Source organism: Nannocystis sp. RBIL2, from assembly GCF_026626745.1.
Classification (GTDB): domain Bacteria; phylum Myxococcota_A; class Polyangia; order Nannocystales; family Nannocystaceae; genus Nannocystis.
This window is the reverse complement of the sequence record NZ_JAPNJW010000001.1, coordinates 2,988,056-3,013,527: the sequence shown is the minus strand read 5'-3', so window position 1 is coordinate 3,013,527 and position 25,472 is coordinate 2,988,056. Positions and strand designations below refer to the sequence as shown.

The 25,472-nt window shown below is 71.4% G+C and carries 23 protein-coding genes; 12 read left to right on the top strand and 11 right to left on the bottom strand.

All coding sequences use genetic code 11. The annotated features are described in order from the left end of the window. Nucleotides 1–7 precede the first annotated feature (7 nt). Together OV090_RS11785 and OV090_RS11780 are read left to right on the top strand one after the other, a co-directional pair. Nucleotides 8–802 (top strand): hypothetical protein, encoded by a 795-nt coding sequence (locus tag OV090_RS11785; RefSeq protein ID WP_267703691.1) that lies wholly within the window; start codon nucleotides 8–10, stop codon nucleotides 800–802. A 242-nt stretch (nucleotides 803–1,044) separates the two neighbouring features. Beyond that, nucleotides 1,045–2,178: a metallophosphoesterase gene (locus tag OV090_RS11780; protein ID WP_267703690.1), complete on the top strand. Its 1,134-nt coding sequence runs from the start codon at nucleotides 1,045–1,047 to the stop codon at nucleotides 2,176–2,178. A 136-nt stretch (nucleotides 2,179–2,314) separates the two neighbouring features. On the opposite strand, the gene OV090_RS11775 is transcribed toward OV090_RS11780, so the two are convergent. Beyond that, nucleotides 2,315–5,062, bottom strand: coding sequence for a serine/threonine-protein kinase (locus OV090_RS11775; RefSeq protein ID WP_267703689.1), 2,748 nt, complete (start codon nucleotides 5,060–5,062; stop codon nucleotides 2,315–2,317). Nucleotides 5,063–5,314: 252 nt separating this feature from the next. After that, nucleotides 5,315–5,956 (bottom strand): DUF6882 domain-containing protein, encoded by a 642-nt coding sequence (locus tag OV090_RS11770; RefSeq protein WP_267703688.1) that lies wholly within the window; start codon nucleotides 5,954–5,956, stop codon nucleotides 5,315–5,317. 188 nt (nucleotides 5,957–6,144) lie between these two features. Between OV090_RS11770 and OV090_RS11765 the strand changes: the two genes are divergently transcribed. After that, nucleotides 6,145–6,522 carry a hypothetical protein gene (locus OV090_RS11765; RefSeq protein WP_267703687.1) on the top strand — a complete coding sequence of 126 codons (378 nt, stop codon included), beginning with the start codon at nucleotides 6,145–6,147 and terminating at the stop codon, nucleotides 6,520–6,522. 166 nt (nucleotides 6,523–6,688) lie between these two features. On the opposite strand, the gene OV090_RS11760 is transcribed toward OV090_RS11765, so the two are convergent. After that, complete coding sequence (locus OV090_RS11760) at nucleotides 6,689–7,249, bottom strand: STM3941 family protein (protein ID WP_267703686.1); 561 nt, start codon at nucleotides 7,247–7,249, stop codon at nucleotides 6,689–6,691. A 49-nt stretch (nucleotides 7,250–7,298) separates the two neighbouring features. Continuing rightward, a complete protein-coding gene (locus OV090_RS11755; RefSeq protein ID WP_267703685.1) occupies nucleotides 7,299–8,066 on the bottom strand; it encodes a hypothetical protein in 768 nt (255 codons plus the stop codon). Between the two features lie 124 nt (nucleotides 8,067–8,190). On the opposite strand from OV090_RS11755, the gene OV090_RS11750 reads away from it, so the two are divergent. Beyond that, on the top strand, nucleotides 8,191–9,387 hold the full coding sequence (locus OV090_RS11750) for a hypothetical protein (protein WP_267703684.1): 1,197 nt from the start codon (nucleotides 8,191–8,193) through the stop codon (nucleotides 9,385–9,387). A gap of 27 nt (nucleotides 9,388–9,414) precedes the next feature. Here the strand turns inward: OV090_RS11750 and OV090_RS11745 are convergent, their stop codons facing one another. Next, nucleotides 9,415–10,140 carry a hypothetical protein gene (locus OV090_RS11745; RefSeq protein WP_267703683.1) on the bottom strand — a complete coding sequence of 242 codons (726 nt, stop codon included), beginning with the start codon at nucleotides 10,138–10,140 and terminating at the stop codon, nucleotides 9,415–9,417. Beyond that, nucleotides 10,137–10,478 carry a hypothetical protein gene (locus tag OV090_RS11740; protein WP_267703682.1) on the bottom strand — a complete coding sequence of 114 codons (342 nt, stop codon included), beginning with the start codon at nucleotides 10,476–10,478 and terminating at the stop codon, nucleotides 10,137–10,139. The genes OV090_RS11745 and OV090_RS11740 overlap by 4 nt, the downstream gene beginning before the upstream one ends. Before the next feature lie 596 nt (nucleotides 10,479–11,074). On the opposite strand from OV090_RS11740, the gene OV090_RS11735 reads away from it, so the two are divergent. From OV090_RS11735 to OV090_RS11725, 3 genes are all read left to right on the top strand, one after another. Continuing rightward, nucleotides 11,075–12,472 (top strand): DUF1552 domain-containing protein, encoded by a 1,398-nt coding sequence (locus tag OV090_RS11735; protein WP_267703681.1) that lies wholly within the window; start codon nucleotides 11,075–11,077, stop codon nucleotides 12,470–12,472. A gap of 266 nt (nucleotides 12,473–12,738) precedes the next feature. Beyond that, nucleotides 12,739–13,407 carry a hypothetical protein gene (locus OV090_RS11730; RefSeq protein ID WP_267703680.1) on the top strand — a complete coding sequence of 223 codons (669 nt, stop codon included), beginning with the start codon at nucleotides 12,739–12,741 and terminating at the stop codon, nucleotides 13,405–13,407. Nucleotides 13,408–13,473: 66 nt separating this feature from the next. After that, nucleotides 13,474–13,641, top strand: coding sequence for a hypothetical protein (locus OV090_RS11725; RefSeq protein ID WP_267703679.1), 168 nt, complete (start codon nucleotides 13,474–13,476; stop codon nucleotides 13,639–13,641). A gap of 16 nt (nucleotides 13,642–13,657) precedes the next feature. On the opposite strand, the gene OV090_RS11720 is transcribed toward OV090_RS11725, so the two are convergent. Then, complete coding sequence (locus tag OV090_RS11720; protein WP_267703678.1) at nucleotides 13,658–14,029, bottom strand: hypothetical protein; 372 nt, start codon at nucleotides 14,027–14,029, stop codon at nucleotides 13,658–13,660. A gap of 357 nt (nucleotides 14,030–14,386) precedes the next feature. Between OV090_RS11720 and OV090_RS11715 the strand changes: the two genes are divergently transcribed. Further along, on the top strand, nucleotides 14,387–14,548 hold the full coding sequence (locus OV090_RS11715; protein ID WP_267703677.1) for a hypothetical protein: 162 nt from the start codon (nucleotides 14,387–14,389) through the stop codon (nucleotides 14,546–14,548). A 19-nt stretch (nucleotides 14,549–14,567) separates the two neighbouring features. On the opposite strand, the gene OV090_RS11710 is transcribed toward OV090_RS11715, so the two are convergent. Further along, nucleotides 14,568–15,956, bottom strand: coding sequence for a Ca2+-dependent phosphoinositide-specific phospholipase C (locus OV090_RS11710; RefSeq protein ID WP_267703676.1), 1,389 nt, complete (start codon nucleotides 15,954–15,956; stop codon nucleotides 14,568–14,570). Nucleotides 15,957–16,373: 417 nt separating this feature from the next. Then, a complete protein-coding gene (locus tag OV090_RS11705; RefSeq protein WP_267703675.1) occupies nucleotides 16,374–17,375 on the bottom strand; it encodes a hypothetical protein in 1,002 nt (333 codons plus the stop codon). Between the two features lie 57 nt (nucleotides 17,376–17,432). On the opposite strand from OV090_RS11705, the gene OV090_RS11700 reads away from it, so the two are divergent. The 3 genes from OV090_RS11700 (at nucleotide 17,433) to OV090_RS11690 (ending at nucleotide 19,921) form a co-directional block, all read left to right on the top strand. Then, the gene (locus tag OV090_RS11700; RefSeq protein WP_267703674.1) at nucleotides 17,433–18,008 is read left to right on the top strand and encodes a 3'-5' exonuclease; all 576 of its coding nucleotides are present in this window, start codon (nucleotides 17,433–17,435) and stop codon (nucleotides 18,006–18,008) included. Continuing rightward, nucleotides 18,005–18,478, top strand: coding sequence for a hypothetical protein (locus OV090_RS11695; RefSeq protein ID WP_267703673.1), 474 nt, complete (start codon nucleotides 18,005–18,007; stop codon nucleotides 18,476–18,478). Before OV090_RS11700 ends, OV090_RS11695 begins: the two co-directional genes overlap by 4 nt. A 267-nt stretch (nucleotides 18,479–18,745) precedes the next feature. After that, nucleotides 18,746–19,921 carry a hypothetical protein gene (locus OV090_RS11690; protein ID WP_267703672.1) on the top strand — a complete coding sequence of 392 codons (1,176 nt, stop codon included), beginning with the start codon at nucleotides 18,746–18,748 and terminating at the stop codon, nucleotides 19,919–19,921. Between the two features lie 167 nt (nucleotides 19,922–20,088). Here the strand turns inward: OV090_RS11690 and OV090_RS11685 are convergent, their stop codons facing one another. Then, nucleotides 20,089–20,958, bottom strand: coding sequence for a PAS domain-containing protein (locus tag OV090_RS11685; RefSeq protein WP_267703671.1), 870 nt, complete (start codon nucleotides 20,956–20,958; stop codon nucleotides 20,089–20,091). A gap of 102 nt (nucleotides 20,959–21,060) precedes the next feature. Between OV090_RS11685 and OV090_RS11680 the strand changes: the two genes are divergently transcribed. After that, nucleotides 21,061–22,893, top strand: coding sequence for a hypothetical protein (locus OV090_RS11680; protein WP_267703670.1), 1,833 nt, complete (start codon nucleotides 21,061–21,063; stop codon nucleotides 22,891–22,893). Nucleotides 22,894–22,974: 81 nt separating this feature from the next. Here the strand turns inward: OV090_RS11680 and OV090_RS11675 are convergent, their stop codons facing one another. Continuing rightward, entirely contained in the window at nucleotides 22,975–25,425 is a 2,451-nt protein-coding gene (locus OV090_RS11675; protein WP_267703669.1) for a PAS domain S-box protein, read from the bottom strand. Nucleotides 25,426–25,472 lie beyond the last annotated feature (47 nt).

Sequence of the window (25,472 nt, the reverse complement as noted above, 5' to 3'; positions counted from 1 at the left end):
CGCCACGATGCACGTCGTCGACCTGTCCCATGGATCGCTCGAGGTCGCGGCGCTGCGCGACGTCCCGGCGCTCGAGCTGCGGGCCGGCGACGTCGAGCCCGACGAGCTGGCGACCGCGCTCGCGGTGCTGCGCGACGTCCGGGGCCTCAAGGGGCTGCGCCTGCGCTCGCGCGTGCGCGCCTTGCCGCCGGCGCTGACCGAGCTGCGCGGCCTGCAGCAGCTCGAGCTGGTCGACGACGAGCTCCCGGGCCTGCCGGCGGCGATCGCCGAGCTCACGCGCCTGCGCAGCCTCCGGCTCGAGCTGTTCCACCTCGCCTCGCTGCCGCGCAGCTTCGCCGGGCTGACGCGCCTGCGCGAGCTGTACATCGACTCGCACCACCTGGCGCGCCTGCCGGACAACCTGGTCGCGCTGCAGGAGCTGCGCTCGCTGACGCTGCTGCTGCGCCACGTGTACCTGCACGACTGGGAGCGCCCGGCCCACTTCGACCCGCGCTTCGAGCAATCGCCGGAGGCGCTGTTCCGGCTGCTGTCCGAGCTGCCGCACCTGTCGTCGCTGACCCTCGGCGAGCCGGGCAGCTGCGGCTGGCCCGAGAAAATTTTTAATAAATTACCCGCCGAGTTCGCGGGCCTGCACGCGCTCGAGGAGCTGACCTTGACCTCGGTCTCGCACCGCATGCCGATGCCGCACGACGTGGTGATGCCGGGGCTGCGGCGGATCCACGCGCTCCTGTCCTACTTCGAGGCGACCGCGGACGAGCTGCGGGCGATGTTTCCCAACGCGGTGATCGGCGACGAGCCGTGAGCGTGGCGACGAAGATCTGTCCTGAACGCCCTATAATCAATGCGCGGCGGGGGGCTCCGTCTCCGCTGTCGGCGCCGCGCTCGCGCCGCCGGACGGTCGCTTCGGACATGTCTGCAAAGACAGGCCAATCGCCTCGTCGCGCCCCGGCGGCGCGCCCGCTCGCCACGGGCTCGTGACAATCGACGGCGAGAAGTTTCCGGCGCTCCGCCCGGTCGACGTCCGCGACTGCCAGCATTCGCGGCATGAGGCGCTTCGGGGACGCGTGGTTCGCGGGCATCGGCCTGCTCGCATCGGCCTGTCATGATTCGGGCTGGGAGGCCGACGAGGAGTCGGCGCAGCTCGAGGCGATCGACGATGGCAACCCTTCCGGGCGCCGCGGCGGGATGGCGACGCTCGTCCCCGAGGAGCCGCCCGCGAGCGCCGCGCGGTCGCTGCAGTCGTCGCCGTTCACCCCCGGCTCGACGGTGTTCGCAGTGCTGCCCGACACCCAGTATTACGCGCTCGGATACCCTGGCCTGCTCGACATGCAGGCCTGGTGGATCTCCCAGAAGGCCGAGGAGCTGGGCATCGCCTACGTCTTTCATCTCGGCGACATCGTCCACAACAACACCGACCTCGAGTGGGAGCGGGCCAGCGCCGCGATGAGCCTGCTCGACGGCACCGTTCCGTATGCCCTCGTGCCCGGGAATCACGACTACGGCCCCTCGGGCACGGCCACCAGCCGCGACTCCGGCCTCAACGAATGGTTCTCGTTCGCCGACGCCGCGGCAGCGCCGAGCTTCGGCGGGGCCTTCGAGGCGGGCAAGCTCGACAACACCTACCGTGTGTTCGAGGCTGGCGGTCACGCCTGGATCGCGCTGCTGCTCGAATGGGGCCCGCGCGACGAGGTCGTCGCCTGGGCCGATGCGGTGATGACCGCGCACCCCGATCGCCTCGGGATCCTCGTGACCCACGCGTACCTCGACAACGACGACCTCCGTCAGGACCACGGCGACGAGCTGCACCCGCAGAAGCACAACCCGCACGACTACGCGACCCCCGGTTCGGTCAACGACGGCGAGGAGCTGTGGCAGAAGTTGGTCCGCCGCCACCGCTTCGTCATGACCCTGAGCGGGCACATCCTCGGTGACGGCACCGGCTACCTCGCCAGCGTCGACGACCACGGCCGCGTCGTCCACCAGATGCTCGCTAACTACCAGATGCGGGCGGTCGGGGGCGAGGGCTACCTGCGCCTGCTCGAGCTCATGCCCGACGGCCGCACCGTCCACGTCCGGACGTACTCGCCGCTGCTCGACCGCTACCTCGTCGACGCGGATCAACAGTTCACGATCGAGCTCGACGTCGATGGAGCGGCCGCGTCCCCGCGGGGCGCATGACCGGGCGTGGGCGCTTCAAGACGTGGGCCCGAGACATGGGGCCATGACACCGGTCTCGGGGCTCATCGGTGCGGTGGCGGCGAGGCGCTGAAGGACATGTTCAAGTGGACATGCTCTTTTCGACATGTCCACAAGTTCACGCCTCCGGGTGCGTCGCCAGCCACAGGGCCGCGCGGGCCAGGTTCGGCTGGTGCCCGAGCTCGCGCCAGTACGCCTCGGCCTCGCTCGCCAGGCTGCGGGCGCGGGCGCGGTCCTGCTGTGATTCCCACAGCGCCCGGGCCAGGGCGAGCTGGACGTTCGCTCGCTCCTCCACCGTCGCCAGGGGCAGCGCTCGCTCGAGCAGGGGCAGCGCCTGCGTCGGGCGGCCGAGGGCCAGCTCGAGCTCCGCGAGGCCGAGCAGCGTCGCGGCGAGGTTGGGGTGCAGCGGGCCGAGGCCCTGCTCTTGCAGCGCCAGCGCGCGCTCGTGGTGGAGCCGCGCCGCTTCGAAGCGGCCGAGGTCTCGCAGCGCGCGCCCGAGGCCGTTGAGGGCCAGCGCCAGGTGGTGCGACTCGGTCCCGAGCGTCTGCTCGCGCAGCGCCAGCGCCCGCTCGTGGGCCTCGCGCGCCTCGTCGGGCCGACCCAGGGCCGCCAGAGTGTTGCCCAGGCCGGTGAGGATGCCGTGGGTGACCGGATCGCCGGGGCCGACGGCCCGCTCGCGCAGCGCCAGCGCCCGCTCGTAGGCGTCCTTCGCCTCCTCGAAGCGGCCGAGGCCGGCCAGCGCGACGCCGAGGTAGTTGAGCGAGAAGGCGTTGGTCGGGTGCTCGGGGCCCAGGACCTTCTCGCGCAGGGCGAGCGCCCGCTCGTGGGTCTGGCGCGCCTCCTCGTAGCGGCCGAGCCCCTGCAGCGCGCGGCCCAGGTTGCTGAGCGACAGGGTGGTGTAGGGGTGCTCCGGGCCCAGAGCTCGCTCGCGCAGCACGAGGGCCCGCGCGTGCCGCTGGCGGGCCTCCTCGAAGCGATCGAGGTTGACGAAGGTGAGGCCCAGAGTGTTGTCGGCGTCGGAGCGGACGACCGGGTCGTCCGCCAGCTCCACCGCGGCCTCGAGCGCCAGAGACAAAGCCAGCGCCTCCTCGCCGCGGGCCTGGCGCGCCCCGATCACGAACAGCAGCTGGCTCCACGCGCGCGCGCCGAGCCGCGTGTCCTTGCCCTGGGCGGCCGCGACGATCGCCTGGCGGGCCAGCGCCTTGGCGCCCTCGTAGTCGCCGGTGGGCTCGCGCAGCTCGGCCATGATGAACAGCACCCGCGCGTGCAGCGGCGCGTGGCCCACCGGCTCCACCTCGCGCAGCAGGGCCTCGCCGAGCGCCAGGCCCTCCGGGTACTCGCCGGCCTCGTAGAGCGCCTCGAGCCGGTCCGCCTGCGCCTCGAGGGCCTCGACGCGGGCGCGCACTGCCGCGTCCTCGGGCGGCGGAACTGCGGCGGTGAGCGCCTCGGCGTCGGCGCAGTAGTCGAGCGCGGGCAGGGCCTGCACCGCCTGCACTGCCTGGTCGACCCGCCGGCGATCGGGTCCGCTCGCCAGCAGCTCGGTCAGCGCGCGCAGGCGACTGCGCCGCCGCTCGAGGCACGACTCGCGCAGCGCCGCGAGGCTGCCCGGCTGGGCCGAATCGCGGCCCTCGACCTCGCACACCTCGGTCCGCACGCGCACCCACGCATCGGCGTAGCCGTCGAGCAGCGCCGCGGCGCGCTGCGCAGTGTCGGCCGCGTACGGCACGCCGGTGGCCGTCAAGGCCTGCGTCACGCGGGCTCTCGTGTCCGCGTCCCACACGCCCGCGAGCTGCCGCTCCATGCCGCCGCAGCCGCGCTCGCGCGCATCGAGCCGGCCCCACACGACCAGCCCGCCGAGGATTGCGAGCACCAGCACCAGCGCGGCGGCCAGCGCCCGGCCGCGGCGCCGCGCCTGCGGATCGTCGGCGAGCTCGGCCAGCACGACCTCCATCGACGCGGGGCGGCGCGACCGGTCGGCGCTCAGGCCTCGCAAGACGGTGCGAGCCACCCAGGCCGGCACGTCCGACGCGTCCGGCGGCGGCCTCACCCGGCCGGCGGCGTGGGCCTCCAGCAGCGCCGACAGGGTCTTGCCGGCGAACGGATATCGCCCGTACAGCGCCTCGTACAGGGCCACGCAGAACGAGAACACGTCGGTGAGGACATCGGCAGTGCGGCCCCCGAGCAGCTGCTCCGACGCCATGTAGCGAGGCGTGCCGACCAGCATGCCCGAGACGGTCAGCTCGGCGGCGAGGACGGTGCCGCCCGGCCCCAGCGGTTCGCCGACAGCGCTCGTCGGCGGCGTCTCGGAGGGTCGGTCGTGGCGCGCCAGGCCGAAGTCGGTCACGCGAGCCCGACCGTCCTTGCCGACCAGCACGTTGTCGGGCTTGAAGTCGCGGTGGATGAGGCCAGCGGCGTGGGCCGCCGCGAGCCCGAGCCCGGCCGCGAGGAAGGTCTCCAGCACCTGCCGCCAGGACCGCGGCCGCTCTTCGCACCACTGACGCAGCGTCTGCCCCTCGACGTACTCCATCGCAATGAACAGCGCGCCGTCGGCGAGGGCGCCGGCGTCGTACACCGCGACCACGTTCGGGTGATTCAGCCGCGCCATCGCCTGCGCCTCGCGCACCAGGCGGGCCTGCTCCTCGCGCCCGCTCGAGCCGTCGGCGCGGTGTCGCAGCAGCTTGAGGGCGACGCGGCGGTCCAGCCGCGCGTCGTAGGCGGCCAGCACGAGACCCATGCCGCCCTCGCCGAGAGAGCCGAGCACGGTGTAGCGCTCGGCCAGCAGCTGACCGGGAGCGAGGGCCGCAGGCGTGAGGATGCCGCTCGCCGAGGGCAGGGTGGGGCCGCCGGCGTCGAGGGTCTTCCGCATGGTGTGGGCGAGCTCCTTCGAACCGGAGGATGGAGCCGCCTGCGGCGATGGATCGCTCATCTGCGCGTCGAACGCGAGTCTAGCCGACGGATCCGCCAGCGCGCGAGGCACCGCGCGAGCCGTCTACGCACGTGCGATCTCGCCCCGTGTCTCTAGATAGTCCGCGTCCGTGGTCCTGTGATTTTCGCAGCTCTCATCAATGTGAGTACCGCGCATTCGCGGCAGCTGTCCCTGTGATCACGAGCGCGCGGATCAATCGAACCATGCGCGCTGGAAGACCATGGGGGCGTCGTCACCGCGTCGCCCGATCACCTCGGTTTCAGTGAACTCGACGGCGAAGCCCGCCGCCTCCATCGCCGCGCGCAAGGTCAGCATGTCGTCCGCTTGCGCGTACGCGGCGAACATATCGGAGATGGCCTGCCTCGCGGTGTTGCGATCGAGGCCGCGTGCGTCGTCCTTCAAGGTCGCGGAGGTCACGAGTACGAATAGCGCGACGCCGTCCGGCTGCTGACAGCGGAAGTAGGGATGGACCTCGTGAACCACCGACGCGATCGCGGCCAACGTGTGACCGGCGCAGCGAAGATGGTCCACGGCGAGCGTGCCCGTGGTCAGCTCGGCGAGCCCGCGCGTGTCCCCGAACGCCTTCACCCGGCGCGCACCCGTCGTCAGTCGCGAGTCGAGGCTCCCGGCGTCTGCCCACGCCCACATCCACTGCTTTGCGGGAGTTTCGAGCCCGAGGATCTGCGTCTCGAAGGTGATGCCATCCGCGAACGCGAGCACGCCGGTCTCCTTGTGGAACGTGTAGGAGGTGGCTTGCAGTCCGTCGAGGAAGCGCGCCTGCCGGCGGTGAATCCGAAACAGTTCATCGCAAAACAGTCGCTCGATCGCCAGCATGTCATCAATCTCCGGGGAGCGTGCCGAGTCGCGTCAGCATACCCGCATCCTGAGCGACGAGCAGCGACACCTGCCACCACAGCGCAGGTCGGGGCCACCCTGGGGTCGGCTCGCGTTCGCGGACGAAACCACCCTTTCGCGATTTCCCGTGCGACCTGGCCCGGAAGGCGACGTCCTTCCCCCACGAGATGGTGACCTCGACCCCAGCCCGCCGCTCCTTCAACTCGACCACCTTTGCCGCCGGGTTCCTCGCGCTCGTCGCGCTGCTGGTGGCAGGCGCCGGCATCAGCGATTATTTGAAGTTCCAGGGCACGCTGGCCGAGACGCGCGAACGGCTCGAGGCCGCGGAAGCCAGCCTCGCCCGGGTGAAGTACGACCCGCAAGGCGACGTCCTGCCGGAGGACCGCGCGCAGTACATCGACGCGATGTCGACGATGGAGAGCGGCGCGGGCACTCTCCGCCTCTTGCGCGCGAGCGAGGCGAACACGTATCCGTACATCGGCGGCGGGGCGCTCGCGTTCGTGGTGTTCACGATCATGGCCGTGCGCAGCACCCGGCGGAAGTAGACGTGCGCGGCCGCGGGGCATCCAGGTTCGGACATGTCCGTGAGGGCATGGCGAAGAGGACATGGCGAATCTGCGAGCTCGCGCCGTGCCTCCAGACCGCCGCGTCCGTGGTCCCGTGATTTGCGGAGCTCGCCTGAATGTGAGCACCGCGCATTCGCGGCAGCCGTCAGTCGGGCGAGGGCGCGGCGCTGGCAGCCGGCGCGCCGTACGTCGCGGCGTACGCGTGGACGAGCGCGGCCAGGCCGGCGAATTCGAGCTTCAGGCCCTGGGCCGTGACGCACAGGCCGTCGGCGCCGAGCTTGCGATTGGCGCCGCGCGTCCAGCGGGCGGTCCGCGTCAAGGTCAAGCGCGACTCGACCTCCGGCGCGACCGCGACGACCAGGATGGTCTGGCCCTGGAGGGTCCAGGTGGAGAGCCGCTCCATCGCGGGCCAGGGGATGAATTCCTGCGCGATCCGGACATCGCGCAGGCCGGCCGGCGAGATCGTGATCACTGCCTCCAGAGTGAACCACTGGCGCAGGATCATGAGGGTACAGAGGCCGAAGAACAGAGTGCCGACGATCCCGACGGCGTGAGTCACTGGGTCGCTGCCGAGCCCCGGGAAGACGGGGAGGACGAACACCAGCGCGAGCGAGGTCATCAACACGCCGAGGACGAGCAAGCCGAACATCTTCAGCGGCGAGTGGAGGAGTTCGATCGTGCGCGAGGTGTCCACGGGCTGGTTCACCCGCACAGGATGTCACCGGCGCCCGCTCGCGTCGAGCAGGCCGGCGCGGTCACGGCATCGAGCAGTCGTAGAACGCGGTGAACGCATCCTCGCAGCCGGCGACCAGCGGGCGCTGGGCGTCGTCGCACGTGAACGTCGGCTGCTCGCCGGCGCACGCGCGCAGGTCGGAGAACTCGGCCTTGCAGGCGCCGGTCTTGCTGTCCTCGCAGCCGGCGACGCAGGCCGCCTTGTCGGGCGGACCGCCGGCGCACATCGGCACGATCACGAAGTCGCAGATCGCGTCGCACTCGAGGCACGGCTCGGGGAACACCTCGATGCGGTGCCACATGCCCTCGCTGCAGCTCCACGCGTTGCAGAACAGGCACACGTCGGAGCAGTCGGTCGAGCACGAGGCGCCCTCGGTGGTGCACGGGTCGCCCTCGAGCGGCGGGTCGCTCGGGTCGCACGAATCCTCGCCGCACTCGGGGCCGGGGACGTTGTCGAAATGCACCCAGGCGCCGCCCTCGCAGGTCGCGGCGGTGAAGGCCACGCACAGGTCGTCCTGGAAGGGGCAGACCGCGCCCTCGGCCTCGCACGCGCTGCCGGCCGGGGGCAGCGAGCCCTCGCACGGGAACACCGGGTCGCCGGTCGACCCGGTGGTCGGCGCCGAGGTGCCACCATCGCTGGTGGTCGTCGTCGCGGTGCCGGCGCTCGCGTCGGTGGTGGTGGTCGTCGTCGCGGTCGTCGTCGTGGTGGCAGAGTCGGTGTCGCCGCCGGAATCAGGGCAGGCGGCGAGCGTGATGAGGGCCGTGGACAGCAGGGCGAAGGTGAAGCGCATGGGCGGAAGATGCCCCAGCCGCAGATTCAGCACCAGACTGGGCGCTGGCCCCGGTCGTGAGGCGAGCGCGCCCCAGCGCAGGCGGCCGCACGCGCCCGGGTGCGGTAAGATGGCGACAGCCCGCATGCCGACCGCCGCCGACCCCAACCTTGCCATCGACGCCGAGCTGGCGTTCACGCGGCTCGAGGATGTCTCGCTCGACGGCCGCAACTCCCGGCGCGCGCGGACGCTCGACCCGAGCACGCGCGCCGATCCGCAGGCCTACGATCGGCGGATCTGTCGCGCTTACGATGGCTCGGCCCCGGGCGGCCTGCAGCCCGACCTGCGCGAGCACGGCTTTGCCCGCATCGATCTGTCGGCGCGTAGCGAGCTGCAGGCCGCGCTGGGGCGCGTGCGGATGGCCGGTCGGCTGGGCCCGGCCGACGTGGCCGACATCCGCCGCAACCTGCTCGGCCGCGCGTTCACGCTGCCGAGCGGCGAACGGCTGTGGCTGCTGTTCATCGCCCGCGAGGGTTTTTTCATGCGCCGCGCCGGGCCTAACGGGATGGCGCTGATCCGCGAGCCCACCCCGGAGATGAACGAGCACGACGCGTCGGTGGCCGTCCACGCCGATCAGGACGTCGAGGGCACGCCGCTGCGCCAGATGATGCGCGGGGCGGCCCCGTGGCTGTTCCGCCACGAGTCGCCGGGTCGGCGCAATCGCCTGTCGCGCCTGGCGCTGCTCAACGTGTGGATCCCGCTGCAGCAGGTGACGCGGCCGCTGGTGCTGATGGACCGCCGCTCGCTCGACCGCCAGCGTCACCAGCTGCGCTACGGGCTCATCACCGACGCGATCCTGCCGCGCGGCGAGGACATGCGGATCAACGACATCTGGACGTTCCTGCACCACGACGAGCAGCGCTGGCACTTCACGTCGGAGATGGATGCGCGCCAGGCCTACGTGTTCGAGACGCTCGGCACGCCGCACGGGTCGTTCATCCTGCCGGGCGAGGAGCGCGCCGAGGCCCGCTACCGCCAGCTCCACGCGGTGATCGCCGCGGCGCGAAACGGCGACGCCGAGGCGGTGATCCGCGCTCTGGCGCTCGCGGACGACCCGCGCTGGCGCGCCCCCGCGACTGCCTCGCTGGCGCGCGCGATCGCGGCGATGGAGCAGCTGCTCACCGAGGCCCGCGCGGACCCGTCGGCGCTGCTCGGCGGCGATCCGTCGGGCTGGTGCGCGCGCGCGACGGAGGCCGCCGAGCGAGTGATCCGCAAGTCGCTCGAGATGCGGGCGGTGGCGCTGCTGCTGCCGCGGCTGTGGCCGCGCTCGCGTCGCGGCTAGATCGGCCGCCGCAGGGCGCCCCGCGCGTCACCCGGCGCTGATCGGCAGGGTCAGCACCGGGGTGGCCGTCCGGACGTCGTTCGACAGCAATTCGACCGTCTGGCTGAGGAACGAGAACGTCGATTTCGAATCGAGGTCGGTGTCGTCGATGTACCACCAGTGCCCGCGGTACGACACCGCGACGAACGCGTCGGAGGGGCGGCGATTGGCGTGATGGACCCGCAAGATCTTGCCGGTCACGCGGGTCCAGTCGAAGTCGGCGCCGTCGGCCTCCTGGGTGCGCGTGACCTTGCCGCGGCGGAGGTCGAGCTCGGGCGGGTCGACGCCCTGCGAGGCGTAGTACATCGCGGCGAGCAGCGAGCGGGTCACGATCGGCACCAGCGCCGGATCGTTCGAGCGCAGGGTCGCGCCGAACAGCACCGTCGTGGTCGGCTGCGGCAGGCCGAGCACGCGGGCCAGCTCGGCGACCATCGGGTCCTCGGCGCGCGAGGGGTCGATGTGAATGACGAGGACCGGGACCTCGCCGTGGCGGGTCTCGCCGAATTCGAGGTGACCGTCGCGCCACAGGTGGCGCAAGATCTCGCAGGCGCGGAAGAAGTCCTCGTACTTCGGCGCGTTGTCCGGCGTCGGCCCCGACGCCCGCGGCGCGTTCGGCAGCGAGCCGATGCGCTGGACGAACACTTTTAAGATGCGGTCGATCGCCCAGCCCGAGTGGTAGAGCAGCAGCAGGACCCGCGGCTCGATCGGGGTCATGAACCGAAGCGGCTGCCGTGCAGCGGGGCGTAGGTGATCGTCGGCCGCTCAGTGTACAGAACGCTGCCGCTCGGCGTCACTGTATTGATGCCGCCGGCGTTGCCCGTGACCCCGGTGCCGAGCTCGAGCGACAGGCTGGTGGCGATGCTGGTCACCTCGAGGAACAGCGGCGGATCGCGGTAGCGCAGGCGGACGAGGTTCAGCAGCAATTGCTCGGCGTCGGTGCGCTGGACGGTCTGGTTGTATTGCCCGCGGCCGTACTTCATGGACTGCGGCCCCACCGTCTGGCAGGCGGTCAGGGCGAGCGAGAGCGCGAGGATCCGGCGTGCGAGGGACACGGCGCGCGAGGGTAGCGCGACGGTCGCCCGCTGGGTATACGGAAGGGCCACTGCTGCGATGGACCGGGCTGGACTGTATATTGAGAGCGCCGGCCGGGCTGAGCCGTGCAGCGGCGAGGAATGGGCACCTGGGGCGATTTACGGATGAGCTCGGCCGAGGTGCGTGTACGTTGCGCGGACGTCCTGTGATTCCCCGGTCGCCGCGTGCGCTCACGCCGGGGCCGTGATCGTTCTCCGTTCGCCCGGGGACGACGGGGCCGCGAGGTGCGTCGCGGGCGGCGCGACTGCCATCATATGTCTCCGAGGACAGGAAATCTCGCGCGCCGCGTACGAGCAGTCTGCACCGCGCTGCGGAGGGGCAGAGAGAGGAACGGCGTCAACGACGCGGGGTCGTGGCCAGGTGTGCGGGCATCCGTCGGGCGGCGGGCGTGACGTCGGGCTGCTCGAGACACGAACACGAATTCGTGGTAGTGGCCGACGAGTGTGACAAATTGGAAGTCGTTCGCGGCGCGAGCTCCGGAGCGTACATCGGGGCGTCGCTGGTGGTGGGATTCGAGCCTGCCGCGCGGACGGGAGCGAGCAGGATGCGGCGACGGATGTTCTTGCGAGGCGCGGGCGGGGTCGCCGTCGCGTTGCCGTTGCTCGAATCGCTGGTCGGACGCCGCGGCACCGCGCGAGCGGCCGAGCCCGGCGGCAAGCGCCTCGTCGTGTTCTTCACCTGCAACGGCGTCAACATGGAGTCTTTCTTTCCGCAGACGCCCGGCCCGCTGACCATGGAATCGCTGATGGGATCGGCGCTGGAGCCGCTGGCGGCCTATCGTGACCGGCTGCTGGTAACGCGAGGTCTGCACATGGTGCCGAAGGGCTGGGGGCACGATCCCGGCACCGCCGGCAACGACCACGCCATGGGCATGGGTCACAAGCTCACTGCGCAGCCGCTCGATCCAGACACGCTGTATGCGACCGGCATCTCCGTCGATCAATTCGCGGCCGCGCAGCTCAATCACGACGGCCGGCCGTCGCTGACACTCTCGGTCGGGTGGCGCCACCCCGACCACCTCGGCCACATCTCGTATGCGGGCAGCGGCATGCCGGTGTCGCCCGAGGGCAACCCGTGGCTGACGTATCAGGACCTCATGGGCCTGGGCGAGCTGTCCGAGGTGGAGAAGCTGCGGATCGCCACGCGCCGGCAGAGCGTGCTCGACCTGGTCGAGGACGAGTTCAAGGCGCTCAAGGCCAGAGGCCTCGGGCACGAGGACGCGATGAAGCTCGAGATGCACGCGGACTCGATCCGCGACCTCGAGGTCGAGATGGCCGGCAACGGCCTCGTCGCCTGTGCCCTCGATCCCGCGCGGGCGGCCGAGCTCGAGGCGGTCGACCCCGAATCGGTGGAGCTCGACGCGCAGTTCAAGGCGATCGGCCGCATGCAGCTCGACGTGCTGGCGATGGCGATCGCGTGCGGGGCGACGCACGTGGCGACGATCCAGTGGGCCTCGGGCTCGGGCGGGCCGATCTACCAGTGGGACGGGATGGAGCACGAATACAACCACCACAAGCTGTCGCACGGCAACACCAAGGACGACGACAGCGGCGAGGAGGTGGTCGGCTACCGCGAGATGCTGTCGCAGATCGATCAATGGCACGCGGGGCAATTCAAGTACCTGCTGGACCGCCTGTCGGCCTACGAGGAGGGCGACGGCACGGTGCTCGACCGCTCGGCGGTGGTGTGGATGCACGAGCTGTCCGACGGCAAGGTCCACTCGTACGTCGACCTGCCGACGGTGATCGCCGGCAGCGCCGGCGGCTACCTCAAGCAGGGGCAGTTCATCGACCTCGTCGCCGGCCAGGACCCGTGGGACCTGCGATACCCGCACAACCGCCTGCTGGTCACCCTGCTCAACGCGGTCGGCTGCTGCGGCGAGGACGGGTCGCCGATCACCGAGTTCGGGCGCAAGGGGCTCGAGGAGGGCGAGTACGGCGAGCTGCTGGCGTGACGCGGGCCCCGGGGGGCACGCGTCGAGCGCTCAGCCGCTGCGGCACCGACGTCGTGGCCGGGCGCCGTGTGTGCGAGCTCGCAGTTCGCCCCAGCGAGGATGTCCTCGAGGACATGCGATCGCAAACCCGCCATGCTCCCGGAAGCACCCTCGCCAGCGTCGGGGTGCTGCCGGGGGACTTGTCCCTTCGCTGATCATACGGGGCAGTCCACCGCCCGCGGCTCGCCGCACTCGACGGGACGCGGTAGCTCTTGTAGGCTCTGCTTATGCGATTTTTGCCTGGCCTCGCCTTGATGTGTGTCACCTGCTCGGCCTGCTCGCCTCAGGAGCAGGGCAGTGGCACCGAATCGACCACGTCGAACCCGTCGACCGACTCGACCGCCACCAGCGACTCGACCACGGTCGGACCGACCAATACTGCTACCAGCGAGCCGACGAGCGGCACCGGCACCGGGCCGGTCGATACCACCGACGGCGCCTCGAGCAGCGAGACTGTCGGGACCACCGACGCGACGGGCTCCACCAGCACCGGACCGGTCGAGACCACCGACGACACCGCGAGCAGCGAGACTGTCGGGACCACCGACGCGACGGGCTCCACCAGCACCGGTCCGGTCGAGACCACCGACGACACCTCGAGCACGACGGGCGTTCCCTTGAGCGATTGTGACTTCCTGGTCGGCAAGGAATTCGAGAGCGACGAGATGCTCGAGTGCGGCCTCAGTCCCATGGGCGTCGTGCTGTGTCACTGGTCGATCAAGTTCACGGCCGACAGCTTCGACCATATACTCTCGGACTACGGCCTGCAGGGGCCCTATACCTGCGTCGATGGCGTCATCGAGGCCTTCGACCTGCTGCAGGACCCGCACGGTGGTACGATCGACGCCGCCACCGGCGAGCTCGTCTGGGACGACCACGTCTATCACCCGGCGTGAGACGTGCTCCACGGGCTGTCCGTCCAGGCGCGTCTTCGCGGTGTTCCGCCGGCGCGATCTCGCTCGATGCGCCTCGTCGCCGGCCAGGACCCGTGGGATCTGCGATACCCGCACAACCGCCTGCTGGTCACCCTGCTCAACGCGGTCGGCTGCTGCGGCGAGGACGGGTCGCCGATCACCGCGTTCGGCCGCAAGGGCCGCGAGGAGGGCGAGTACGGCGAGCTGCTGGCGTGACGCGATCCCGCGCGAGTCAACAAGACGGCCAGTACGGGACGCCCATTCCGTCGACGTCGCACTCGACGGAGACGTCGCCGCCGCATGACTTCGATTGAACCGGCTCGCACTCGATCTCGTCCTCGCGCAAGCAGGTCCCCCATTCCGGGGTGGGCAGGTCGTCGATCTGGTTGTCGGGGAACCGAAGGACGTTGCAGAACTGCCGGCCCGGAGCGCCTGCGACGTCGCAGGCGCGCACTTCTCCCGGGAGACACTCGCCGCACGGGCTCCACTTGTAATCCGTGATGACGTCGTCGTCCCGAGAGACGCACACGCTCACGCCGCCTTCGTCGCACATCTTCGTGCCGTCGTGGCACTCGCAATAATAGGGGCCGTGGAACTCCGACATGCACAGGCCCGTCGACACTTCCGACGACGAGGTCGTGGACGCGGATTCGGTGGAGCCGTCGGGAGACCTGACACAGGCCGCGCTGCATCCCACGGCGAGCACGAGCGCGACAGAACGCAAGCAAGGCATGAGGCCGATCGATAGCATGAAGCGACGCCGGAGGGGCACGGCCCACGCCGGGCCCGGGCGCCGGTGCGCGGGCAGAACGCTGACCCGCAGGGCCCGGAGCGGCCGGAGCTTGTGATAGTGTGGACGCACCGCGTCCGGCGCGATCTTGCTCGATGCGTCCGTCCCGTGACGTGGTATAGAGCGCGGGCAGGGAGACGCATGAAGCCGAGCCGGCGAAGGTCCTGGTACGTGGTCGCGGGTATCTTGGCCTCCGCGCTGTGGTTCGTCTGCTCGGCCGCCACGGTGATCCCCGGATCGGCGGCCGAATCGTTCCAGTGGGCCCTGGAGAACGTCCTCGCGCTGCTGGCCGGCGCGGCTTTCGGGGCGGCCGCGGTCGCGCGCGCAGACTGACGCGCCGCGGCCGCGCGGATCACCACCACTGCAGGTGGAAGCGCTGGGCGCCGGTGCCGTTGCAGTCGTAGTGCCACAGCTGGACGCCGTCGGCGGTGCTGCTGTTCGGCACGTCCATGCAGCGGTCCTTCATGCCGCGGAACGAGCCGAACCACTCGAGGCGCCACTTCTCGCTGTCGCCGCCGTCGCACTTCCAGATGTGGTGGCGGTCGCCGAGGTTGCCGTTGCCGCCCTCGATGTCGTAGCAATAGGCGGTGTTGCCGGCCGAGCGCAGCTGGCCCGCGCCGGTGTAGATCCACGCCTGGTTCGGGTCGCTGTTGCACGACCATTGAATGATGTCCGTGCCGTTGGAGTAGGCGCCGTTCCACACGTCGACGCACTTGTTGCTGTTGTCGTTGACCATCTGGAACTGGACCGGCACCGAGCTGCGCAGGCCGACCAGCGGGATCTTGTCGTAGAAGGTGTCGGCGTTGCCGCGGCTGATCATCGACGCGCCCCAGCCGACCGCGAGGTACATGCGCCAGAACTCGTCGTGCTCGTAGCTGCCGCTCCACAGGTTCATCAGCTGGTGATTGGCGTCGGCGCGGGCGGCGATGCTGTCCCAGCCGGCGGGCGAGCCGACGTTGCCGCAGATGACCCACTTGTTGGTCTGGGGCTCGTCGAAGTCGTTGGCGTTGCCCCACCAGTCGAAGTCGGCCGGGCTGTCGGCGTTGGGACAGACGAAGAAGTTGGCGTTGTAGTCGTACCGGCGGACGTAGTTCTCCTGATAGTCGTTCTTGTCGCCGAGCGGCCCGCCCATGATGAGGACGATGACCTTGCCCTGCAGCGCGCTGAGCGACGGCCAGCCGGAGGTATAAACGCCCTGGCGCAGGCTGTCGTTACCAGTGAAGGCGCGCAGCTCGTTGGGCCTGTACAGCTTGCTCCCGAGCACCTCGGCCACCTGCGCGTGCAATTCGTCGTACTGCGCGTCGCCCCAGGCGTAGGGGCTGATCGCCTTGAGATCGATCTGCACGGTGATCGGCAGGTGGCCGGGGTTGTAGTCGCTCCAGTTGCGGATGTCGTGCAGACAGTCGCGCAGGTAGCCGCCCTGACCCCAGCGACAGTTGTTGCCGGTGTCGCTGTTCCACGCGTCGTGCTTGACCGGGAACTGCTTGACCCCTCCGACCTGCTTGTACTCGTGGACGTCGAGCTCGAGCGCGTGGAAGCCGTCCCACAGGGCATAATCGAGGTTGGGGTACTCGGCGGTCTTTTGATAGGTGTTGTGCGGGCGGGCGAAGTACACGTCGCTGTACGAGTCGCTCCACCAGAAGTCGAGGGCGTCGGGCGCGTCGGCGTGGGCGGTGGCGGGGACTGCAGCGAGGGTGAGGCCGGCGAGCAACGAGAGCGAGCAGATTTTTTTCGAATGCATAAGGACCTTGAGCAGGGTGAGGGTGGGGTGATTCGGACGGAGCTCCGCCGGTCCGCGCGCGCGGCGGACGAGCGCCGGCGAACGAATTCGAGGTGGTGGCCGTCACGAGGCCGGCGCGCGTCGATAGATGCGCGCGCCGAACCGCGGAGCTCCGCGGCAGCGGGGCGAGGGCTTCGCCTCCCCGGATGCCGCAGCCGGGAGGTGAGTGTCGCCGACGGCGCCCGCGGATCACGAGGGTCGCGGCGAGCGGGCGGGGCAGGCGTTGCCGGTGCCGGTGAGCACACGCATCGACAAATTTTGACAGCGGTGAAACCGGCGCGGATGGGTGAATCGGGGCGCTCTCGAGGTTTCACGGAGCGCGAGGGGACGACGCGTTCGGGCGACGTGTCGTCACTCAGTGCGTCGCTGCGCGATCGTTCATTCGCGCTCGCTGCTTCGACGCGCTTGACGTTCGACGCGGGCGAGCAGCTCGTGGTCGTCGAGGCGGCGGGCGATCGCGTGGGCGCGGGCGCGGGCGCGGTCGCCGTCGGGCTGGCCCTGGATGCGGGCGACCAGCAGCAGGCCCATCGCGCGCAGGCGGGTGTAGCCGCCGTCGCCGGCGTGCTCGCAGGCTCGCAGGGCCAGGCGCAGGGCCTCGTCGGGGCGACCGGCGCGGAGGCAGCCGAAGGCGAGGCCGGCGTCGCGGCGATAGCTGGCGAACGGGTGGACGTCGCTCGTGGGCAGCGACTCGAACAGCGCCTGCGCGGCGGCGTGATCGCCGGCGCGGTTCAATTGATAGGCGCGCTGGTCGACGAGGCGCGCGCGGAAGCAGGCCGCGTCGGCGGGCGCGAGCGCGGCGGCGGCGAGCGTGGATGCGACGGCGTCGAGGGCCGCGAGTACCGGCTCGCCGCGCTGGCTGGCCGCGTAGGCCTGGACCAGCGCGAGCTCGACGCGGGCGTCGTCGTGGCCGGCGAAGCCCGCGAGCGCGGCGGTGGCCTTCACCAGCTGCGCCGAGGCATCGTCGAGCGCGCGCGCTCGCAGGGCGCAGCTGGCGTGGCCGAGGTGCAGCCACACGCGCGCGCGCGAGGTCGACACCGGCGGCCGGTCCCACAGCCGCAGCTGGTCGACGCACAGCGGCAGCGGCAGGTCGCCGAACGGGCTGTGATAGAGGCCCATCCAGCGCACGCGCGACTCGACCGAGGCGGGCACGCCGAACACCCGCAGCAGCCGCTGGCCCCACACCCCGCCGTCGAGCTGGCCGCGCTGCCGCAGCCGTCGCAGCGCGCGCTCGATCGAGGCCACGTCGTCGCCGGGGGCCTGCTCGATCAGCTTCCACGCGACCGCGGCGAGCGTGCCGTGCTGCTCGATCAGCGCCGCCAGCAGGTCGCCCCAGGTGAAGCCCGCGGCTTGTCCGGAATCTTGTCCGCCCTCGTCGGCCACGCCGGCACTATACCTGGCCGCGAAAGGAAGCTTTGCCGTTCCGAAGCAAGCACGACCATGTCTGAAGTCATTACCCGCTACCTCGTCGTCGACCTCGAGGCGACCTGCGACGACTCCGGGGCCCTGCCGCGCGAGGAGAGCGAGATCATCGAGATCGGCGCCGTCCTGGTCGACGGCGCCACGCTGGAGCCGATCGCCGAGTTCCAGACCTTCGTCCGTCCCCTCGTCCACCCGCGGCTGTCGCAGTTCTGCACCGAGCTGACGACGATCAGCCAGGCCGACGTGGCCCGCGCGCCGACGTTCAAGATCGTCGCGCCGAAGCTGGCCGCGTTCGGCCAGGGCGCGCTGTTCTGCTCGTGGGGCGGCTACGACCGCAACCAGCTCGAGCGCGACGCCCGGCGCGCCGGCGTCCGCGCGCCGCTGGGGCCGCGTCACCTGAACCTGAAGGAGGCGTTCGCCCGGGCCGCGGGCGAGGGCCAGAGCGGCACCTACGGGGCGCTGCGGCGCGTGGGCCTGAAGCCGACGGGCACGCACCACCGCGGCATCGACGACGCGCGGAACATCGCCCGGCTGCTGCCGTACGCGATCGGCCGCGCGGCGATCGCCACCCGCCACGAACGGAGGCCGCGATGAGCCGCGACAAGCTGTGGATCATGGTCGACGTCGAGACGTCGGGGCCGATCCTCGGCCGTCACTCGCTCACCGAGCTCGGCGCGGTCGTCGGCTCGGCGGAGCGCGGGGTGATCGATCGCTTCGAGGTGCTCATCGCGCCGCTCTCGGACGAGGTGATCACCAGCCGCGGCTCGTTCGCGCGGGCCCGGACTTCGGGCCTGCCGCCCGCGGAGGCGATGGGCAAGTTCGCGGCGTGGACGCTGCCGCACCGCGAGCGCCGGGCGGCGTTCATCGCCCGGCCGGCCGCGTTCGACTGGCCGTGGATCGTCTGGTACGCGTGGACTTTTCTCAATGAGAACCCGTTCGGCTTCAAGGCGGTGTGCGCGTCGTCGTGGTTCGAGGCCCGCGGCCGCAGCTTCCGCGTCGACCTGCCGCACCGCGCGGTCGACGACGCGGACATCCAGCTGCGCCACTTCCTCGCCCACGCGTGAGGCGGAGCGATGGCGTAGTTTCTTTCTATTTTTAACATGGGTCTCGATATTTTTACATGTCTTTTTGGGCATGTCCTCGTGAGCATGTCTCGAAGTGCATGACGTGCGACCTCGCGCCGGGGGGCCGAAGGCCGCAGGCGCGAAGCGGGGTGAATCCTCGGCGTGTTCGAGGGCTGGCGTGAGCGGCGTTGCCGGTGCTATGCCCTCGCGTGCGAGGCCCTGGATTGGATGATGAAAGCTTCTCCTGCAGGACGAATCGGCGCGGCCGTGGTGACGGTCAGCCTGGGCGCGTGCGGTCCCAAGCCGGGCGGCGACACCGAGGGCGCGTCGACGTCCGAGGCGACGACCACGGACGGGCCGACCACCGGAGCGCCGACCACCGGCGAGCCCGAGCTCGACTGCGAGGCAGTGCCGGCGGTGTTCGACGCGCCGCTGTGGCACGCGCCTGCGGCCGCCAGCGTGGGCGCGATCGCAAGCGGACCGGGCGGCGACGCGCTGGTGCTGCTGTCGCGGGAGCTCCTGCGCTTCGGCGCCGACGGGCCGGTGTGGTCGCGCTCGTTCGTCGACGAGCAGGTCGTGTTCGCGCTGGCGACCTGGCCCGATGGACAGGTCGTCCTCGGCGGCGCCGAGGGCGAGAGCGGCGTGCTGATGCGCGTGGGCGCCGACGGTGAGCCGGCTGGCTCGCAGGTGATCGAGCTGGCCGGGAGCGAGGCCGAGCCGATCGTCGCAGTGGCCGCGGCGCCGGCGGGCGAGGTGTTCGCGGTCGCGGAGGTGTTCGGCGCGCTCGGCAGCCATTTCCGCCTCGACCGCTTCGACGCCGAGCTGGGGCACGTGTGGAGCGCGGATGTCGGCGACTCGGGCTTTGCCCCGGCCCTGGCCGTCGACGCCGCCGGCAACAGCTACGTGGCGCTGGCCGACATCGTCGCGTCGGACGGCATGCACAACACCTGGGCGCTGCAGGTCCTCGCGTTCGCGCCCGACGGCGGGCTGCGCTGGCAGTCCGAGGCGGTCCAGTTCGTGGCCGACCACGGGGTGGTCAACGTCGACCTCGGGCTCGGCGATCAGGTGTACGCACTGGCCGGCAACCGCGCGGGGTTCGTGCTGCAGGCGCTGTCGCCGGAGGGGGCGCCGGCGTGGCAGATCGGCCGCGACGACGGCGAGGCCGGCGAGCACACGCTGATGGCCGCGGTGGCGTCGCCGTGCGGCGGGGTGTTCGTCGGCGGTCGCAGCGAGGGCGACGGGCCCGGCATCGCGGCCAGTTTGTTTCACGTCGCCGCCGACGGGACGCTCGGGCCGGTGTCGACGCTCGGCGCAGAGCCGCCGGGCGAGGGCGCGTTCGAGGCGACGATGTCCCTGGCGATCTCGCCGCTCGGGCGAGTGCTCGCCGCGGGGACGCAGGAGCTGGGTGCCGGCGAGACTGCGTGGTGGGTGCGCGCACACTGAGCGGCTGGCCCGAGGGACAGGTGATAGAGTTTGCGAAACGACGGCGAGCGGTCGTACTTGCGATGCGAATCATATGGCCCGAAGGACAGGCATGGAAGCGATGTGTCCGCGATGATTCTGTCTTGAAGGACAGAAGGGCGAGGTCGACCGATTCATCGCCTGACGATTCAGGGCGCGCGGCGGGCGTCGCCCGTGACCTCGGCGACTGCCTCTTTTAAACTCGCGCGGACGGTGACGTCGGTCCACGCGGTGGCGGACGATGCCAGGGCGGCGGCGACTCGGGGGCGGAGGCCGGTGAGCACGACGCGCGCGCCGAGCAGCCGGACTGCCTGGGCGATCCTCAGCAGGCCCGCGGCGGCGGGCTCGTCGAGTTCGCCGACGCCGGTGACGTCGACGATCGCCACGCGCGTGCGTGCAGCAGCGACCCCCTTCAGAAGAATGTCTTGCGCGTGCTCGAGGAGGGCCGCGTCGAGCCGGCCGATCAGCGGCATCACGAGGATGTCGTCGCCGATCGGGATGAGCGGCGTCGACAGCCGCAGCAGGGCGGCCTCGTGCTCGCGCAGGCGCTCTTGCTGGCGCACGTTGTCGCGCAGGGCCTGCTCGTGGCGGACTTCGTCGGTGATCTCGCGGACCACGAGGAGGACGGTGTCGGCGCCGAGGGGCGAGGCGTTGGCGCTGAACCACAGCTCCTCGCCGGCGATCGTGCGGCTGTAGACGTCGTTGAGGACGCGGCGCTCGGCGAGGACGCGCCGGATGCCGGCGACGAAGACGTCGGCCTCGGCGGCGGGCAAGGCGTCGTGCATGGTCTTGCCGAGGAGCCGGGGGTCGGGCTTGTGGCGGGCGCTGGTGGCGGTCTCCGGCAGGCGCAGGTAGCGGCCGTCGCGGTCGACGATCAGCACTGCGTCGGTCATCGCCGAGAACATGGCCCGCTGCTCGGCCTCGGAGGCGCGCAGGGCCGTGACCTCGGATTCGAGCTCCAGGACCTGTCGGCGCAGGCGCGCGAGCTCGGCGAGCGGGGTCTCGGCGGCGTCAGTCATGCGCGCGCCGACTGTAGCGCAAGCGCGCCTCCGGCTCATGCCCGGCGCTCCCGGCGTGCAGCGACTTGCCGGCGCGCTCGGCCCGGACCAAACCTGGCGCGCGTGCTCGATCTCGTCCTCGTCCTCGCCTTCGTCGCCTACTCGGTGAGCGCGGGCCTGCGGGCGCGGCGGCTGGCGTCGCGCGACCTGGGCGAGTTCTTCCTCGCCGGTCGCACCCTGCGCGGCTGGCAAGCGGGCGCCAGCATGGCGGCGACGCAGTTCGCCGCCGACACGCCGCTGCTGGTCACCGGCCTGGTCGCGGCCGGCGGGCTGTCTCAGCTGTGGCTGCTGTGGATCTACGGGCTGTCGTTCCTGCTGCTGGCGTACGTGTTCGCGGGCCCGTGGCGGCGCGCGCGGGTGCTGACCGACGCGGAGCTGGTCGAGCTGCGCTACGGCGGCCGCGGGGCGCTGGCGCTGCGCGCCTGCAAGGCGCTCTACTACGGCGGGGTGCTGAACGGGGCCGCCCTGGCGATGGTGGTCGTCGGCGCGGTGCGCTTCACCGAGGTGTTCATGCCGTGGCACGCGTGGCTGCCCGAGGCGTGGTTCTCGCCGGTGCTGTCGTTCGTGCGCGCGTTCGGCGGGCAGTTCGTCGCCATCGGTGGGGCCGCGCCCGACGTCGCCGGCGCCGACGCGCTGCTCAGCCTCGTGATGTTGCTCGGCTTCACCGCGCTCTACTCGCTCACGGGAGGGCTGCGCGCGGTGGTCGCGACCGACGTGGTGCAGCTCGCCATCATGCTGGTCGGCACCGTGCTGTACGCCGGGGCGGTGCTGGCGGCGGTGGGCGGGCCCGAGCAGATCACCGCGGCGCTGGTGGCCGGCCACGGCGAGGCGCAGGCGCATCAGTGGCTGTCCCTCTGGCCAGGTGACGAGGCCGGCCCGGCGCTGCTGGTGGTGCTGGTGCTGCCGTGGCTGTTCCAGGCCAGCGCCGACGGCACCGGCTACCTGGCCCAGCGCTGCATGGCCTGCACCGACGAGGTCGAGGCCCGCCGCGCGGGGCTGGTGTTCGCGTGGCTGCAGATCGTGCTGCGCAGCGTGCCCTGGGTGATCACCGCGTTAGGGCTATTGGTGCTGCTGCCCCCGGGGCCGGGCCCGATCGACGTGGCCGCGCGCGAGCAGACGTTCGTGCAGGGCATCGACCTGTTGCTGTCCCCGGGCGCGCGCGGCCTGATGCTGGTGGCGATGCTGGCGGCGCTGGCGTCGACGATCGACACTCACCTCAATTGGGGCGCGAGCTACTGGAGTCACGACATTTACGGCCGGCTGTGGTGCGAGGCGCTGCGCGGGCGCAAACCATCGGGCCGCGAATTGGTGTGGGTGGCGCGCCTGGCCAACGTGGCCCTGCTGGCGGTGGCGCTGGTCCTGGCGGCCCGGATCGGATCGATCCAGGCGGCGTGGCACGTCAGCCTGCTGTTCGGGGCCGGGATCGGCGCGGTGCTGATCCTGCGCTGGCTGTGGGAGCGCATCAATCTGTGGTGCGAGTTCGCGGCGATCGCCGCGAGCCTGGTGCTGGCGCCGGCGCTGCTGGCCTGGTCCGACGACGCGCACTGGCGACTGGCGGTGATGGCGGTGGCGTCGACGGGGATCACGACGATCGTGGCGCTGCTGACCGGGCCGAGCGACCCGGACGCGCGGCTCGAGTTCTACCGCCGCGCGCGCCCGCTGGGCTTCTGGGGCCGCACCGCCGCGGCCGCGGGCGACGATCCTGGGGCGCCGCGGCGAGCCCTCGCGCGCGCGCTCGGCCACGTGGTCCGCGACGGGCTGGCGCTGTACCTCGCGCTCTACGGGGCGATCCGGCTGCTGTTCCCGCTGCCCGGGTCGGGCCGCCTCGTGGCCCTCGCGGCGCTCGCGGTCTCGGCCGCGCTGGTGCTGTGGTCGCGCAAACAGCCGGTCGATTGACGCCGAAGTCTCGTTATCGATAGATGTCCCGAGGGACATGTTATTTTTACACATATGTCCCGAAGGACATCTCATGCCGCGTCACGGCGGCGGGTGGGCGAGCTGCGCGGCGGCGGCGGTGGGCGTCTGGCGCGGCAGGCGGACGCGAAAGGTCGAGCCTACGTCGGGGGCGCTCTCGACGGTGACGGAGCCGCCCATGGCCTCGGCGACGTGGCGGGTGACCCACAGGCCGAGGCCGAAGCCGCCGTAGTGGCGTTCGGACACGGCGCGTTCGAACCGCTGGAACACGCGGGCCTGGTCCTTGAGCGAGATGCCGATCCCGCGGTCGCGCACCGACAGGAGGACGCAGTCGGGCAGGTCCGCCAGGCTGATGTCGATCGGCTTGCCGGCGCCGTACTTCATGGCGTTGGCCAGCAGGTTGCTGACGATCTGCTCGAGGCGGGTGCGGTCCCAGCGTCCTTCGATCCGCGCCGGCATCTCGAGCCGGACCGGGCAGCCGGCCCGCTCGAGCCGCTCGGCGAAGCCGTCGATCGTCTCGCGCACCAGCGCCGCCAGGTCGAGGGCCTCCGGCTCGAGGTGGAAGCGCCCGCCGGTGATCTGAGAGACGTCGAGCAGCTCTTCGATGAGCCGGTGCAGCCGCTCGGTCTGGCGCAAGATCGTGTGGATCTTCGGCGCCGCGACAGCGGTCGCCAGCTCGCTGCGACCGCGGCACAGCTGCTCGAGCCGCCCGAGCTGCAGCATCAGCGGCGTCAGCGGCGTGCGCAGCTCGTGCGAGGCGACCGCGATGAACTCGTCGCGCTTGTGCAGCGCGGTCTGCATGTCGCGGTAGAGCCGCGCGACGTCGAGGGACTGGGCGATCCGCAGCGCCAGCTCCTCGGCCAGGGCGAGGTCGTCGGCGTCGAAGGCCCGCGTGCGCCCGCCGAGGACGAGGACGCCGAGCGGCTCCGAGCGGGCGGTCAGCGGCACCAGCACCGACGAGCGGTGCCGCAGCCGCTCGGCCAGGTGCTCGGCCTTCGGAACGCCCGGCAGCACCGGCGCCTCGCCGTCGATCTGCACGACAGTGAACCGGACCTCGCCGTGGCGCACGAGCTCGAGCAGCTCGCCGCGGCCGTCGCCTGGCCGGCGCGCCAGTTCGCGGTAACACGCCTCGAGGTCGGGTTCGCCGGCGGCGATGGCGACCGCGTGCTCGGGGCCGAACGCGGCGTGCTCGTCGAGCAGCTCGACGACGGCCAGGTCGGCGGCCTCCGGCACGAGGCGGCGGACGACCTCCTCGAGCGAGGCGAAGACGTCGAGCGAGGCGGCGAGGAGCTTGCTCGTCTCGGCCAGGAGGACGGCGCGCCGGCGAGCCGCGCGCTCGACCCGCAGCAGCCGCTCGTTCTCCGCCTCGGCGTGCTTGCGCGCGGTGATGTCGAAGAACGAGGTGACGACGGCGCTGGGCTGCTGCGAGCCGGCGAGGTAGAGCGGCCGCGAGTTGATGGAGATCCAGGTGAGCTGCCCCTCGGGCTTGTGCACGCCCATGATCACCCCGGAGCGCGGCTCACCTGACATGAGGGTGGTGAACGAGGGGTGGGTGTGGCCGGGGAACGGCGCGCCGTCCTCGTGGACCGCACGCCAGCGCGGGTCGAGGGAGGTCCGGCCCAGCATTTGGTCGCGCGTGAGGCCGAGCAGGTGCTCGGCGCTGGCGTTGCAGGTGTGGATCGTGCCGTCGCGGCTCTGCAGGACGATGCCCTCCTCGAGCGCGGCGATCGAGGTCCGGTAGCGCTCCTCGCTGGCGCGCAGGGCCTCCTCGCTGCGCCTGCGCTCGCTGATGTCGAGCACGCCGCCGAGCAGGCGCGTGACCTGGCCGTCCTCGCCGCGCAGCGCCTTGCCGCGGGCGAACACCCACACGACGCCGCCGTCGGGCCGCACCACGCGGTACTCGAGGTCCTGGAAGGTGCCGCTCGTCAGGCTGTCGCGGACGGTGGCGTCGACCCGCGCGCGGTCTTCGGGGTGGACCCAGTCGAGCACCGCGGTGTAGTCGCGCGGCGCGACGCCGCGGCCGTGGATCCGGATCATCTCGTCGTCCCACACGAGCTCGCGCGTGCGCACGTCGAGGTGCCACAGGCCGAGGCCGGTGGCGGCGGCGGCGAACTCGAGGGTGTCTCGCTGCTCGCGCAGTCGCTGCTCCATCTCGGTCCTCTCGGTGACGTCGCTCGAGATGAGCGTGAGGGCGACGACCCGCCCGCCGCTCTGCACCGGACCGACGCGGGTGTGGTAGCGCCGGACCTCGGTCCCGACGTGCGCCAGCGCCTCGAAGAAGCCGGGCTCGCCGGTCTCGACGACCCGGCGGAAGCAGGCGCGCGCCACCTCGTGCGACTCCGGCGCGAGGTACGAGAACACGCTGTGCCCGATCAGCCCGATCATCGCGTAGCGCGGGTGCGTGCGGTTGGTGAAGCGAATGATGCCCTCGGGCGAGATCATCGTCACGTAATCCGGGCTGTTCTCCAGCAAGGAGAACAGGAACGGCGAGACGCGCTCGAGCTCCGTGAACACGGAACTGGACGATTCTGTCGAGCGGAGCGAGGACACGAGACGCTCCA